We start from the raw sequence: 15,466 nt of genomic DNA on the forward strand, positions 1-15,466 counted from the left end.
GACGAGACGTAAGGACACGAACATGTCGACCCAGACTCTGGAGAAGACCGAGACGACCGCCCCGACGAGCACGGCCGCGACGGCGAAGAAGACCACGGTGAAGCCCGTGAAGGAGCAGAAGGACTCGAAGCTGCGCACTGGATGGCGGCGTCTGGCCCCGAAGAAGGAGACCGGCAGGTTCTCCGTCGTGGTGTGGGCGGGGTTCTTCCGGGCCATCGTTCTTCTCGCCGACTACCTGCTGGCGTTCATCACAGCCCGGGTCATCATCCCGCTGCTGGGCGCATGGCTGCACCAGCGGTCGGGCGCATCCCGGGGTGCGCTCAGTGCGGACGGAACCATCGCCATGTGGCTGATGCCGCTTCTCTTCCTGGTCGCACTGCTCGCCGCGGGCGAGATCGTCGTGATGCGCGGCATGTGGCGCTGGGCAACGCGGATGATCGCGAAGAACCGGGACGCCCGGGGCGAGGCGACCGGCGCCGACGTCACACCGAAGTCCAGGACCAGGATCACCAACCAGAGCAAGACCAACCGCAAGAGGAGCACGTGATGCGCACCGCAGGACTGACGATGAACGACGTATGGGCCCACCGTGTCCTGCGTGAACGAGGAGTGGAGACGTACCGGCTGGAGGGGGTGACCGCCGAGCTCGGCGTCATGGTCGCATCGCTCGACCTCAAGCACCGGGGCAAGGAGGAGAACTACCGCCCGTATCTGCACATGACGGGCGAACTGCGCTCGGTCACTCCGGCCAAGGCCCTGCCGTTCGGCATCTCCCAGGTGACCTACTCCCCCGGCCAGGGCGAGAAGGTAGACGCCTTCTACGAGTTCGACGACCAGCAGCTGGTCGTGCTCGCCAGCAAGGGCTACTTCACGAGCGGCTTCGCCGTGCCCGAGCAGGTCACCGGGATCGAGTGGGAGCTGCCGGCCACGGCGGACATGCTTGTCCTCGCTCCGTCGGGGGCGCAGACCGAAGGCGATGCGCCCGTGGTCTTCACCCAGATCCACGACATCGGAGGCCTGGAGATCGATCTCGAGTCCAGCGGCTACGACCTCGCCGGCTACTTCGCCGACCACTCCAAGGACGGCGTCCCGCGGGCTGAGGCCGTAGTCGATACACGTGGGCTGAAGGCGCGCTCGGACGCGATCAACTCGTTGTTCACCGAGGACGAGCTGGGCCTGGACACCGAGGTCAAGCAGGTCGTCGGATCGCCCGTGCCTGAGGCAGCGCCGGTCGCTGACGGCATGAGCGCGCGTCTGCAGCAGATCGAGGCGGAGATCGCCGCCGAACGGGAGCAGTACCAGACCGAGCGCGCGAGCACCGAGGGCACCACGGAGAACCTCTACCGGGAGCGCGTGGCTGGGGCTCTGCACCCGGCCGAGGAGCAGGAGGAGCCGTTCGCTCCCCCGATTTCGGCCCGTGAGGCGCAGCGCGACCCGAACCTGGATCTCGACCTGGAGCTGGAGGAGCAGGAACAGGAGACCCGACGACGTGAGGTCAAGCCCGTCCCGAGCCTGGACAAGCGCAAGCGCCAGGTGGCCCAGCGTGCGGCCGATCTGGACTTCGGCGAGGACGGCGAGCAGAGCCTGGGGTCCTGAGGACGGATCAGGCATGACGAGCGCGGCCCCGGTTGCTGGCGAACAGCAGCCGGGGCCGTAGTGCATCGGTACCGAGACAGGAAAGGGAGCGACGATGGGCCTGAAGCAGGACATCATCGTGGTCAACGAATTCAGCGTGCCGCTGCCCGGCGGCAGGGGATCGCGCGGTGCGACGCCGGGCGACTACGTCACTCGGTACATGGCCCGCGAGCAGGCGACCGAGTCGCTGGCTCCCATCCAGCGCCTGCGCACCGACGACTTCATCATGCGCTACATGGCGCGGGAGTCTGCCGTTGAGCGCGCCGGTATCTCGCGGGGCGCGGCGAAGCATGAGATGCGCCAGGCCCAGGGCGACGGCGGCGTGGCCTTCGGCTACGGCTCGGTCTCACTCTCCGACGAGCAGCTGCGCGCGGCCGGCAACGACATCCAGCAGCACTTCGAGAACGGCAAGACCGTGCTCAAGACGGTGCTGTCCTTCGACGAGGAGTACCTGAGGAAGCACCGCATCGTCGATCAGGACTTCCACTGCGAGGCACGCGGCGACTACCGCGGCCACATCGACCAGATGAAGCTGCGCATGGCGATCATGCACGGTCTGGAGCGGATGAGCTCGGGCACCAGCGGCTTCGACGACCTGCGCTACGTCGGGGTCATCCAGGTCGACACCGAGCACGTGCACTGCCACCTGGCCATGGTCGACGGCGGCCGGGGCCAGGTGACGAAGAACGGTACGCAGCGCGGCAAGCTCCTGGACCGGCACAAGTCCAGGCTCCGCCGCGGTGTTGACGCCTGGCTCGATGAGAAGCATGCGGTGGCTCATCTCTCCAGCGCCGTCGGCTACGAGCGGCGCAACGTCACCACCTTCATCAAGCGGTGGGCGCACGAGCGGATCCGCGCCGAGTCCCTGCCGCAGTTCCTGCTCGCCTGCCTGCCTGCAGACCGATCGTTGTGGCGCGCCGGCTCGCATGACGCCCGCATGCGCAAGGCGAACCAACTGGTGACCGAGGTCGTGAAGGAGCAACTCGACCGTGCCGGGTCCCCGATGCCGGAGGCCATGGAACGCATCGTCGACTACGCCAACGAGCGCCGCGCGAAGGAGTCTCTGAGCACGGAGGAATGGCAGAAGCTGGTCGAGCAGGGACGTACGCAGATCATGGAGCGCGCCGTCAACGGCATCTACCAGATGCTGCGGGCCATGCCGGAGTGGGAGCTGCGGGTGCGCACGCCGATGCTCGAAGTCATGGGGATGGACTACCAGCAGATGGCGGTGCTCGCTGCGGACCGGCAGGGCGAAGACGAGAATAGGGAGGCCGACTTGGTCTCCTTCGGCTTCCGGCTGCGCAGTTACGCCTCACGCTTGCAGCACCACCGGGAGAAGGCCGGGGTCTACCGCGACCTCGCGCACCAGTGGGAACAGGCCGAGAAGGCCGACGTCGCCGCCGAGGACTCGCGCCCGCTCTACGACTTCTACCGCTTCGAGGAGAACTACCACCGGCGGCTGATGAGCAAGTACCGGCACTTCCTGCCCTTCCCCGGGGACGGCGGCCAGTGGTACGAGCAGGAGCAGGACGTGGCGACCTACGGCCAGCGGCTGCTCTCGCTCATGGCGCTGCGCGCGGATGCCTCCCTGCAGCGGATGAAAGACCCCGAGGAGGCCGAGAACCTGGGCCGGACGATCTACGATCAGCCCGGCGGCAGGCTCCTGACCGAGGGCAAGCGCGGCCGGGCGGTGCTGGACGCGCGTATCCGGACAATGAAGCAGTCCTATGACCAGAAGCTGAATAACCTGCGGGCCGATCTCGCTTCCTCCGGCCTGGTGCTGCGCGTGGGGTCGAGCGCCGAGGATCAGGCGAGTACGGAGACCGACGCGGTCAGCACGGACTTCAAGATCGTCGCCGGTGCCGCGTATGACTTCGACGAGGTCAAGGCCCTGGACCTGCACCACCTGGGCTACGACTTCGTCACCGACGTCGAGATCGGGCCGCACGCACACCAGACCTTCGTCGAGACGACCAGGGACCGCCGGCGGCTGCTGCTGGCGGCGATGGACTACCTGGACCAGTCCGGCCAGGCCGAGGCAATTCCCGATCTGCCGGTGGACGATGTCGCGGCGATGACACGGGTCTCCCGGGAGCTGGCACCTCAGCAGACGGACGAAAAATCCAGCACCCTCGTGTTGCGCTCCCGGATCGTGGAGCTGCGCGCCGAGCGCGAGCAGGCCGAGCGGATGCGGCGGTCCAAGGCTTCGTCACTGGACGCCGGCCTCGTCGTGCGGGTCCAGGCCCAGGTCGATCAGGCTGTGACCACAGCGGATGCCGGAATGGTATTCGACTCGTAGTCATCCCCTATCCCGACCGACTTCGAACGCGGACAGAAAGACTAGTCTCCAGTCTTGTCGAATGCTCTATGAGAGTATTAGCGTGAAGAGCGTTCGGCGGGACTCAATGCCTTGCCCGGACGATGTGACTGATCACGGCCGACTTGTCAGAGGGCAGTCGGAACAAGCGGAAGGAAGAGATCATGGCACTTCTCAAGGGCAAGGGCGCGATGACCGGAGTCAACCTCATCGCGAAGGTCTACAAGAACGGCGTCACCAAGGACGGCAAGTCCCAGTACGCCGACGTCCAGCTCGACGCTCGAGATCCGCGCGGTCCGGAGCAGACGAACCTACATCTGAAGTCCGATCGGGTTCAGGGTGAGGACGGCAAGGTCCGCTACAACAACGGCGCTCCGTACTCCACCGGTCAGATGGAGGAGATCATCAAGGCCGCGGGTCCGAACACCGAGCCGATCCTGAACAAGGACGGCAACGAGGTCGGCACCATCTACGGCTTCAAGGGCAACGTGATGCCCGCGACGCGCGGCACTGGCCTGGTGGTCAACACCAAGTCCGTCGAGGCCTCCGAGTTCAAGGTCGACGACAAGACGCTGGACAACCAGTTCGCGTCCATGCGCGCCGCCCGCGAGGCACGGGCGGCGGCCAAGGAGTCGCAGGCTCAGGCCCCGGCTCCCGAGGCCAAGCAGGAGCAGGCAGCTGAGGTCGAGGTCGACGAGCCGGCGGTCGGCTGAGACCGAGGTCGAGGTCGAGGTCGAGGTCGAGGTCGAGGTCGAGTTAAGCCCTATTCGAAAAGCCCCTGGATGTCACTTGGTGAACTCGCCGTCGTCGCAAGCGGAATGCTCGCTGTCGGCCTCGCTGCCGTGGGTGCCTCGACGTACTCACGGCGCCGCTCCCGTCAGGGCGATCAGCCAGCTTCGCACGGCTGATCCACAGATCCCCAGCGCGTCCGCCGCGCTGGGCGGGGGCCGCGTCTCCAGCGTCCCCCGCACCTCGACGAACACCTCCAACCGAAGGTTTCTTCTCATGCGATCCGCCATCCGCAACGCCGTCATGACGACGACGGCCACCGCGGTCCTGCTCGGCGGCCTCGCCGCCGTCGCCACGCCCGCGTCCGCCGTCGGCTCGTCCGCCTGCACCCGCAACGACCGCAACCACTCCGTGTGGGGCCCCAACCTGGAGTGGCCGAACATTCGCACCGGCCCCGGCGTGGCATACAAGTCCAAGGGCCACCTCGACTCCGCCGGCGAGTTCTGGGTGGAGTGCTCCGCCGTCAACAAGTACGGCAACCGCTGGTACTACGGGGAGAGTCTCTCCTCCAGCTCGTACGGCACGAAGGGCTGGGTCGCCGCCAGCTGGTTCTAGCACCACCGCGCGACGCCGACGCGACGCGCCCCCAGACCGCTCCCTCCTGGAGCGACCTGGCAGAAACGCCCTGACCTGACCACGGCCAGGCCCGCCTTCCAGGCCCCTGGCGACGCCGGTGACACGACACCCCGCCAGCGCCTGCCCACCAACCTCTCGCCGAGGCACACCCCTACCCAACCACACCCCTTTTATGGAGGTTTGCACATGTCTGCACGTCGCATAGCCGTACTCGCGGCCACCGCGGCCGCCGTCGCCCTGCCGCTGCTGTCCGCCCCGGCGGCCACCGCCGCGCCGCAGTCGGTCGCCACCGCGGTGCCCGCCTCGTCCTGCACCACCAACCCCTACCTTCCGTGGGCGGTGCACGGCACCAGCGCGGTGACCATCCGCTCGAAGGCGACCACCAAGTCGACCGCAGTCGGGGTCCTCTACAAGTCGCACAAGTTCACGGTGCACAAGACCACCAAGGGCGCGACCTGGGTGTACATCACCGACAAGAACACCAAGAAGACGGGCTGGGTCTCCGGCAAGTACGTCTACCGCGACGTGCGCATGTGCCTGGACTGAGGCACCGCCTCACTTCCGTGCCCCGGGCCGCCCGGCCCGGGGCACCTCCACCTGGCCTGCCCCCTCGGCGCCGCGCTTCCACTCCAGCCCTCACCCCAGTCCGGCAGGGTTCCGCGAGTCCGAATACGGCGGGTGAGCGACCCGCGACCAGTGCATGGAACGAAAGGCCCCGGAGTTCACTCCGGGGCCTTTCGCATTCTCCATTCAATGCCCTATCGAATGCTACCCGTGATAGGGTTTCGACTGATTTTCCAGTTAAATCTTCAGTCCAGTCGAGAGGTCTTGCGCGGCATGTTCCACGAGGCACAGCTCAACGAGCGCTACCCACTCCTGTCCAAGCTCTCGGAGCCACTGAAGAAGGCCGAGCGCGACATCGTCGGCCGTGAGCACGAGACGATGCAGCTGCTGGCCTCGATGAGCCGCCCTGAGCTGTGCAATGCGCTTCTACTGGCCGAGGCCGGAACGGGAAAGACCGCATTGGTCCAGGCCACGATGCTCGTGGATCCGGGCCGCCTCTACCTGGAGGTGGACCCGGCGCGCATGATCTCCGAGGCGGGCAACGCCGAGAACATGGCCTCGAAGCTCAAGGGCTTCTTCGACGAGGCCGAGGACTTCGTCAAGGACGAGAAGCACGAAGTGGTGCTCTTCATCGACGAGTTCCACCAGATCATCCAGCTCTCCGACGCCGCTGTCGAGGCCATCAAGCCGGTCCTCGCGGCTTCGGGAACCCGAGGCATCAGGATCATCGCGGCGACGACCTACGAGGAGTTCCACAAGCACATCTCGCCGAACCAGCCGCTCGTCGAGCGCCTGCAGCGCATCAACCTCAACCCGCCGGACCAGGCGACGACCATCAAGATCCTGCAGGGCATGGCCGAACGGTACGGGGTGGCCGACGAGTTCTACGACGACCACGTCTTCCAGCAGATCTACGAGTACACCCAGCGCTACATGCCGGCCAGCGCCCAGCCGCGCAAGTCGATCCTCGTGCTCGACTCCATGGTCGGCTGGCATCGCCTGACGCACCGACCGATGGACCGGGACCTGCTCTCGGACGTGCTCATGGAGTCCCTGAACGTGAACGTCGCATTCCGGGTCGACGGCGCGAAGATCAAGAAGCAGCTGGACGCCAAGGTGTTCAGCCAGGACTGGGCGACCGGCGCGGTGGCGCGTCGTCTGCAGTTGTCGGTGGCGGACCTCAACGACAAGGGGAAGCCGATGGCGAGCCTGCTGTTCACGGGATCGACGGGAACGGGGAAATTCTGCGTCGACTCGACGCAGGTTCCTGTCTACTCGAGCGACGGCGAGACCACCTGGAAGCTGCACGGCGACCTGGTCCCGGGCGACAGAGTGTTCGGTCGCCAAGGTCACCCGGTCGAGGTGCTCGGACACTTCCCGCAGGGCATGCAGGACGTCTACCGGGTCACGCTCTGGGACGGCCGGACTCTCGACGTTGGAGGACCGCACTTGTGGACGGTCTACACAGCCAAGCAGCGGTCGAAGAAGCATGCGGGCAAGGACGTCGCGCCGATGGTCCTGAGCACGCAGGAAATGGTCGAGCGTGGCGTCGTGCGGACCTACCCCGGCGACTCTCGGGAAGATCTGAAGTTCTTCATCCCGGCGAACGGACCGGTGCACTGGCCGGAGCAGGACTTCGACGTCGACCCGTACGTCTTGGGCGTCCTCATCGGTAACGGGTGCCTCACTGAGAGGCAGCTGACGCTCTCGTCTGACGGGGACGACGCCGACCACACCGTGTGGATGGTGGGCGAATGGCTGGGGTCGGCACCGAAGTCGTACGGACGCAACTACAGCTGGGTTTTCCCTGTCGGTGTTGGCCCGGTGGAGGACCGCCGCGATTCGCTGTACCAGACGAAGGACGTGCTTGCCTCGGTTCCCGATCTGATCGGTGCGCGCTCGGCGGAGCGCCGTATCCCGGAGAGGTACAAACACGGATCGGTACAGCAGCGGTGGGCGCTGGTGCGGGGCCTTTTCGACACCGACGGATCGATCGGTGCCTCGAACGACCGCTTCAACGTCTCGTACTCGACGTTCTCCAAGGGGCTCACGGAGGACCTTAGGGAGGTGCTGTTCTCGCTCGGCGTCTCGAACACGATCAAATCGTGGACACGCACGAAGGAGGACGGGCGCGAACTGGTCGAGTACGGCGTGCACGTGAAGGTCGGCAACGAGGATAAGGCCCGGTTCTTCTCCCTGCCCCGCAAGCAGGAGATCGCACGGCGCGCGGCCATCGAGACCTCGGGTCGTAAGCGCGTGAAGAAGTTCGACATGGTCGGCATCGCGTCGATCGAGAAGCTGCCGGAGCAGCAGAGCTCGTCGTGCATCTACGTCAACGACGAGGAGCACCTCTACCAGGCTGGTCAGTTCGTGGTCACGCACAACACGGAGCTCACGAAGCAGCTGGCACGACTGCTGTTCGGTGACGACCAGCGGCACCTGATCCGGTTCGACATGACGGAGTACGCCGAGGACTCGTCGTTCGCGGCGTTCCGTTCTGAGCTCACCAAGCGCGTGTGGGCCCTCTCCCACGCTGTGCTGCTTTTCGACGAGGTCGAGAAGGCCTCGGCGATGGTGACACGCGTGCTGCTGCAGGTGCTCGACGACGGCCGGCTCAACGACGCCAACAACCGCGAGGTGAGCTTCCTCAACACCTACATCGTGCTGACGACGAACGCCGGCTCGGAGATCTACAAGGACATCGCGCAGTACGCGGCGGACGACACCGGGTCGGGCAAGCAGCTGCTGGAGTACGAGAAGCTCATCCGCCGCTCGATCTCCTCGACGACGGGCGACAACCGATTTCCGCCCGAGCTGCTGGGCCGTATCGACGCGATCGTGCCTTTCCAGCCGCTGTCGCTGCTGACGCAGCAAAAGATCGTGCGGAAGAAGCTGCGCCAGATGGTGCAGGAGGTGTTCGTCAAGCACAACGTGCGCATCGACGTCGATGCGAGGGTCCTGCAGTACCTCATCGAGGACAAGGGCGATACCGCCTCTGATGCCGGCGGTGCGCGTGCGGCTGTGGCGAAGCTGACCGACGAGGTCACCACCGCGGTGGCGACCTTCCTCAACGAGCACCCCTCGGAACGGCGTATCCGCATCGACGTCGTCGGCGACCTGGTCAGCGACGACAAGAACCTGCTGAGTTCCGACGCCTACGTCGAGGTCAGCGCGGTGCGATGAACCGGTCCGAGGACGGCGGGAACGAGTCGACTCATGAGTCGATAGCCCATCGATGCCCCATGATTGCCTATCGCGATAGAGAGGCGATAAGATACTCATAAACCAGGTGAACTGTGTTTTATTAGCGGAGGGATCGTGCATCAATGGGCATTCTGGGTACGGCAACGGGAAGCCGCAGGAAGGAGCGGAAGAAGAAGCCCGACGAGCTTCTGGCCTCCGTGGTGAGAGAAACGGCAATCCCGGCGGCGGTAGAGCTGCTGCGGTCGAACACGCAGTTCGTCTTTCCCAGCGGTACGGCCTGGGTGATGCTCGTGCTCGCAGCCGACTCGATCGGTGGCTTGAGCAAGCGGCACGGCCGGGACGAGGCGAAGGGCTCGATCATCGAGCTCATCAGCTCCGACCAGATCCGCACGGTGGCCACGGCGGAGATGCTCGAAGAGGAGGTCTTCGGCATCATCCCCACCGACGAGACTCTCGCGCGCATGGAGGAGTACTCGCTGCTCACCGGTGCCACCTACGCCTGGGCCGTCGTGTGGCAGAAGCCCAGCGGCGATCTGCTCGTCGATCTCGTGAACGATGCGACCTTCGCGCAGGCACGCTTTGTCGCTGCAGGTACCACGAGCCTCGAAGAAGCCGTGGGCAAGAAGGCATGGGAGGAGCACAGCGGCCTGGTCGCCGAGGCTGGAGCCACTGCCCCCGCGGTCCTCGGGGAGGACGAGGGGGATGCGATCTTCGACGGAATCCCCGGTGACGAGGGGGCTGCCGAGGGCCTGGACGACGAGCCGCTCTTCAGCGACGTCGTCGACGCGGATGAAGGGGCGGACGCATCCATGCTCGGCGAGGACGCCGCAGGTATCGACGACGCGGGCGCCGTCTCGGTCGAGTCGGAGCCGGACTACGACGGCGACGAGGTGGCCGGCTACGAGGGTTTCGACGAGACCGACGCCGGCTACGGCGTCGAGGGCGACTACCAGGAGGCCGGCGACACTGTGCTGCTGGCCGATCAGGCCCAGGTGCGCGACGTCATCGCCCGTCGGTTCCTCTCCGAGGAGCTGGACCTGGACGTCCGGCTCGATGAGTTCAACGCAACCTTCGCCATCGGCGCGCCGGTCGTGCAGATCGCTGTGCCCGAGGGCGCGACGGAGTGGCTCGGGGACCAGGTCGCCCAGCTCAACCGGCAGGCCAACGCAGACCTGATGCAGCTCCGTTCCGCGCATGAGGATGAGCTGCGTGCGCTCTACGTCAACCTCATGTCGGCGCACACCGAGCAGGTCATCCGCGATGTGGCCACCGACCGCGCGGGCTCCCGGTACAAGCTGCTGAAGGACGCCGCCGAGGCCGAGCACCAGCAGCGGCAGACGGAGAAGGATGAGAAGATCCGGGCCCGCCGGGCGGAGATCGCCAAGGACTACGAGTCTCAGGCCTCCAAGGTGGCCCAGCAGGCGGCGCTCTCGGCGGAACTGCAGTACAAGGAGCGCAACCGCTCGAAGATGGAGCGCGAGCAGACCGACTCCATCGCCGGGATCGAGCGGGACATCGAGGACACCCACGCGCACAACCAGCAGGAGATCCTGCGGGTCCGGCGTTCGGACGCGACGCTGAAGATGCAGACCGGGCAGACGCGGATCTTCGAGGTGCTGGCCGAGCAGCAGTCAAAATACCTGGCGGCCGAGGAAGAGCGCCTGAACCAGTGGAAGTCCGAGATCCAGCGGATCGTCGACGACAACCGCAAGGCCGACATCGCCCAGTCCGAGGCGCTGGCCGAGCACCTGCGGACCACGGACGAGATCGGCGCCCTGCGCCGGGAGCAGCAGGACCTCCTGGAGTCGGTGCGCTCTGAGCACGCCGACCGGATCCGCCGGATGGAGGACGAGCTCGAACGCAACCGCAAGGACGCCATCACGCAGATGACGGCTCGGGACGCCGAGTGGCAGCACAACCTCGACCTGGAGAAGGAGAAGACCAACTCCCAGGTGGCACGGGTCACCGACCTGCTCCAGCAGCTGTCGACGGTCGAGGATTCAGTGGCCAGGCGGTATGAGGTGCGCCTGGCGGAGATGCAGGCCGACAAGGAGTCCTACGCCAACGAGCTGGCGCGGGCCTCCGAGATGCAAAGCCGCTCGAACAAGATCCTCGTCGTCATGATCGTCACGCTCTCGCTCCTGATGGGCGCGGCCGGCTTCATCGTCGGGGTGGTCTTGACCCGTTGAGCGGACCGGTCATGACCGACGGGGTGATCTGACGGCGCATGGGCCCATTCCCCATGCGCCGTCGTCGTCTGCGCAGGCAGGCGCACCGGACAGCAGGACAGCAGGACGAGCGAGGCTCGAGATTAAGGGATCACGATGGCCACGAACAGGCGGAAGGCAACACGGCCGAAGGCGAGCAGCTGGGACAAGATCTCGGCGCGGACGCCCGGCGAGACGCTGACGAACCGAGACGTCCACGACAACCAGCAGCTGGACCGCAGCACGTTCCTGACTCTGAGGTCGACCAGACCGGGCATCGTCGTCGCGGTGATTACCGGCGTGCTGGTGATGATCGTCGCCTGGGTCTTCTACTCCCTCATCGCCACGGCGGTGCTCTCGGTGGGCGCGTCCGTGGGTTCGGGCGTGCCCGGCAACGGCACCGGCAAGCCGAGCGTGTACTACGTCCAGGACACCACGACGGGTGCGGGCGGCTCGGTCGTGAAGTGCTACCGGCCCCTGGCCAAGGACGGCAACCCGGACGTGAAGGCGAAGTGCTACCACAGCGCTGAGGCTGTTCCGGTCCCCAGCTGGTACACCGCGGCGAAGGACGGCAAGCCCAGCGCCGAGAAGCCGGCTGAGCCCAAGAAGAGCGAGACGACGGTCGGCGAGCAGCTGGCCGACGTCTCGGGGTTCAAGCTCTTCATCACGCTCGGCTCGGGTCTGATGGTCGCCCTCATCATCGGTACGTGGTTCTCGCGGAAGGTCGCCGCGGCGAACCTGATGAACACCACGAGCGACATCAACCAGTACCAGAACGACCAGCACATCTCCCTGCCGGAAGAGATCCAGCAGAACTACGACTGGTTCCCCGACGCCGGTGCTCACTCAAGCGTGCAGGTCAGCTCGATGCTCAGCCACATGATGCTCAAGAAGAAGGGCCTGGGCACCGTCGAGGTCGCCCAGCGCGCCAAGAAGGACGTCATCGATGAGGAGGGGAACCTCGTCTACTACGCCGGCGAGGTCATGGACGACGACGAGGGCGATCCGCTGACGCAGACCCTGCCGATCATCGACGAAGACTTCGGCGACGAGCTGTTCGAGGCATCCGGGCTCCCCGATGACAAGACGCTGCGGCAGAAGTACGACACGGCACGGATCCCGTACAACCCTGACGGCAAGAACCGGGACAAGCTCGGCTTCGGATCGGACACGTACAAGACCGTCGCTGACCTGATCAAGAAGGACTGGGAGTTCCCGGCGTACGAGGTCCAGCGCCCGGCCGGGGCGTACGTGGTCGATACCGCGCCGGTGAACACCATGGTGCTGGCCATCACCCGAGCCGGTAAGGGCCAGACGTACATCGAGCCGATCATCGACATGTGGTCGCGGGAGAAGAAGCCCTCGAACATGGTCATCAACGACCCCAAGGGCGAGTTGTTGGTGAAGAACTACGTGCCCCTGGTCACACGCGGGTTCGAGCCGGTGCAGTTCAACCTGATCAACTCCATGAAGACCGACATCTACAACCCCCTGGGACTGGCGGCCGACGCGGCGCGTGAGGGCAACTTCACCAAGTGCGCGCTGTACGTGGAGAACATCGCCGGGATCTTCTTTCCGCTCGACGGCGGCGAGGACCCGGTCTGGCCCAACGCCGCCAACAACGCCTTCAAGCGCGCGGCCTACGGACTCATCGACTTCTATCTGGAGGAGGAGCGGGAGCTGCGCAGCGCCGCAGCCGTGCTGAATATGGACCCGGCGCTGCTGGAGCAGAAGCTCGATGACCTCTGGGGCAAGGCCACGCTCTACAACTGCTACCAGCTCTTCGTGCAGATGAGCTCGAAGAAGATCAAGAACCCTGAGGCCGAGCTGGAGAAGCGGGTCAAGGCCGGCGAGTTCGAGAACAACGAGGACGCCCTGGCCGAGGAGCAGGAGAAGGCTGCGGCCCAGGCCTTCATGTGGGAGGGCAAGGCCGATCAGGACATGCTCAGCCTGTACTTCAACGCGAGCGAGGAGCTGCCCCGCAACAACATGCGCACGCTGGTGGGCAACGCCCACAACGCGCTGCGCTCGATGGCCGGGGCGGAGAAGATGCTGGCCTCGGTGTACGGAATCGCGATCACCGCCATGTCGTTCTTCACCGACCCCACGATCTCGACGCTGACCTCGGGCAAGCCCTCGCAGAACACCGACCTGGCCGGCCTGAGCTTCCCGCGTCGCCTCGGCGTGCGCTTCGCGCCGAACTACGTCAAGCGCGACCACCTCGTCGGTCAGCAAGCCGTGTGGTCGGCCTACGCGGACCCGATGTTCACCGAGAACCTGGGTGAGGACTTCGAGCACGAGGAGATCGTCGGCCGCGAGGGTTGGGCCCGGTACAACTTCAAGGGCAAGTTCCCTGACGACGAGGCCTGGCTCAAGCTGGAGCTGGTCAACCCGCAGACAAAGATGCTGGTGCGCACCTTCTACTTCAGCTTCACGAAGAACTACCAGGTCTCGCTCAACGGCCGGCACTACGTGGTCGAGCCGGTGACGGGCAATAAGATCGTGAAGAACGGCGTGATGCGTGAGCTGAAGCCGGTGCGTGAGGGCGGCACCCGGGACGGGAAGATCCTGTCCTTCCAGCCCGGGGACACGCTCTACCCGGACACGCGACTCGACTTCTCCGGCGTCGGCAACCCGGAGAAGGTCTCGTACCAGGCACGGGCGATCACGCAGACGCTGTCGCGCTACTCGGAGTCCCCCAAGGCGCTGTTCCTGGTGACTCCACCCCACCTGATGAAGTACGCGAAGCTGATCCTGATCCTGGTCAAGCAGCTGTTCGACGTGAGCGCCGACCAGGCGTACATGACGAAGTCGAACCAGAAGCCGCTCTACCGCACGCGGTTCATGCTCGACGAGCTCGGCAACCTGCAGTCCGAGGGCAAAGGCATCGACGGCTTCGAGACGATGCTCTCCATCGGCCTGGGCCAGGAGCAGCAGTTCACGCTCATCCTGCAGACCCTGCAGCAGCTGCGCGACGTCTACGGCGAGAGCGTCGACAAGATCGTACAGGGCAACACCTCGAACATCGTCTTCTTGAAGTCCACGGACGATTCGATGATCGAGACGCTGGAGAAGATGAGCGGCAAGACGCACCGGTCGTACCGTGACAGCAAGCAGATCAGCCAGGATCTCGACAAGGTCATCGGCGGCAAGACCGAGGGCCGGGTCTCCTACACGATGAACACCAAGGAAGAGCCGCTGATCAGCTACAACGACATGGCATTCCTCTCGCCGCGCAACTCGATCGTCTTCCGGGCCGGCGACGCGCCGATCTGGAACCGCAACCAGACGATCCTGCCGATGTCGTTCCGGCTGCTGGGCAACACGATCAAGCACCCGGGGCACACGTACTCGCTGCAGACGATCCCGACGCTGTCCAGTGCCATGGACTTCGACGTGCGAATGAACCAGCCGGACTTCGTGAAGATGCTGGAGAAGCGCATGCGGCAGGCAGTCAAGGCCGCAGACGCGAAGGCGCAGTACAAGGAGATCTACAGCTACCAGGAGGTCGACATCGAGCGCCTGGATCCCGATGTCTACGCCGACGAGGTCATGGAGGTCATCACGACGATGACCACGGTCGACGAGGGCCAGGACCCCAACGCTCCGGTGGTCGTCGACCCCGACGCGTACGAGGGGATGAGCATGTTCGACGAGGACCAGTTCATCGAGAACGTCGAGGTCGGGGTTGCGGTCGCCGAGAGTCAGGCGGTCAGCGTCGAGCGGCAGCGTCTGCTCTACGCCGAGGGGACGATCAGCAAGGAGATGCTGGTCAACCCCGACGGCTCGGCGAAGGTCAAGAGCCTGGACATCGAGATCGGTGAGGCCTACAAGTCGGCGCAGACCGAGTTGGAACAGGATCGCGAGCACTTCTCGGTCGGCGGCGACGGCGAGCTGCGCAGCGCCGACGGGTCTCAGACGTACATCAGCCAGATCCGCTCGGACGCGTACGCCCATGCGGCCCGCCGGATCAACGGCCATGTGAACAACGAGGACTCGCGGGTGTTCGCGGAGGGGGACGTCACCGAGGAGGACCTGAAGTCCCTGGCGACGGTGATGGTCCACTCGGCCTTCTACCAGTACCTGGCCTCACTGCCGAGCTGGGAGGTGCTGGCCGACGGCCGGTTCGACCGGGCCATGGCCATCGAGATGAACTCGAAGTAGCCGACGGCCA

General features: G+C 65.5%; 10 protein-coding genes. 9 read left to right on the forward strand and 1 reads right to left on the reverse strand.

Annotation, left to right across the window (positions count from 1 at the left end):
* The first annotated feature begins 22 nt into the window (after window positions 1-22).
* The 4 genes from OHB41_RS08420 to OHB41_RS08435 all read left to right on the forward strand — a co-directional run bounded on the left by OHB41_RS08420 (window position 23) and on the right by OHB41_RS08435 (window position 4,665).
* Window positions 23-547 (forward strand): hypothetical protein, encoded by a 525-nt coding sequence (locus OHB41_RS08420; protein WP_103544050.1) that lies wholly within the window; start codon window positions 23-25, stop codon window positions 545-547.
* Window positions 547-1,596, forward strand: coding sequence for a hypothetical protein (locus OHB41_RS08425; RefSeq protein WP_051713638.1), 1,050 nt, complete (start codon window positions 547-549; stop codon window positions 1,594-1,596). The genes OHB41_RS08420 and OHB41_RS08425 overlap by 1 nt, the downstream gene beginning before the upstream one ends.
* A gap of 94 nt (window positions 1,597-1,690) precedes the next feature.
* Window positions 1,691-3,934, forward strand: coding sequence for a relaxase MobL (mobL, locus tag OHB41_RS08430; protein WP_266697321.1), 2,244 nt, complete (start codon window positions 1,691-1,693; stop codon window positions 3,932-3,934).
* A gap of 182 nt (window positions 3,935-4,116) precedes the next feature.
* On the forward strand, window positions 4,117-4,665 hold the full coding sequence (locus OHB41_RS08435; RefSeq protein ID WP_103544048.1) for a hypothetical protein: 549 nt from the start codon (window positions 4,117-4,119) through the stop codon (window positions 4,663-4,665).
* 147 nt (window positions 4,666-4,812) lie between these two features.
* On the opposite strand, the gene OHB41_RS08440 is transcribed toward OHB41_RS08435, so the two are convergent.
* Window positions 4,813-4,959 (reverse strand): hypothetical protein, encoded by a 147-nt coding sequence (locus OHB41_RS08440; RefSeq protein WP_158697430.1) that lies wholly within the window; start codon window positions 4,957-4,959, stop codon window positions 4,813-4,815.
* On the opposite strand from OHB41_RS08440, the gene OHB41_RS08445 reads away from it, so the two are divergent.
* The 5 genes from OHB41_RS08445 to OHB41_RS08465 all read left to right on the forward strand — a co-directional run bounded on the left by OHB41_RS08445 (window position 4,958) and on the right by OHB41_RS08465 (window position 15,456).
* Window positions 4,958-5,296 (forward strand): hypothetical protein, encoded by a 339-nt coding sequence (locus OHB41_RS08445; RefSeq protein WP_044472790.1) that lies wholly within the window; start codon window positions 4,958-4,960, stop codon window positions 5,294-5,296. The two genes, OHB41_RS08440 and OHB41_RS08445, sit on opposite strands and share 2 nt — an antisense overlap.
* Window positions 5,297-5,503: 207 nt before the next feature.
* On the forward strand, window positions 5,504-5,863 hold the full coding sequence (locus OHB41_RS08450) for an SH3 domain-containing protein (RefSeq protein WP_030214108.1): 360 nt from the start codon (window positions 5,504-5,506) through the stop codon (window positions 5,861-5,863).
* 291 nt (window positions 5,864-6,154) lie between these two features.
* A complete protein-coding gene (locus OHB41_RS08455; RefSeq protein WP_103544043.1) occupies window positions 6,155-9,064 on the forward strand; it encodes an AAA family ATPase in 2,910 nt (969 codons plus the stop codon).
* Window positions 9,065-9,207: 143 nt separating this feature from the next.
* Entirely contained in the window at window positions 9,208-11,274 is a 2,067-nt protein-coding gene (locus OHB41_RS08460) for a hypothetical protein (RefSeq protein WP_266697322.1), read from the forward strand.
* 135 nt (window positions 11,275-11,409) lie between these two features.
* The gene (locus OHB41_RS08465; RefSeq protein ID WP_103544041.1) at window positions 11,410-15,456 is read left to right on the forward strand and encodes a type IV secretory system conjugative DNA transfer family protein; all 4,047 of its coding nucleotides are present in this window, start codon (window positions 11,410-11,412) and stop codon (window positions 15,454-15,456) included.
* The last annotated feature ends 10 nt before the right edge of the window (window positions 15,457-15,466 follow it).

This window comes from Streptomyces sp. NBC_01571 (assembly GCF_026339875.1).
GTDB lineage: Bacteria > Actinomycetota > Actinomycetes > Streptomycetales > Streptomycetaceae > Streptomyces.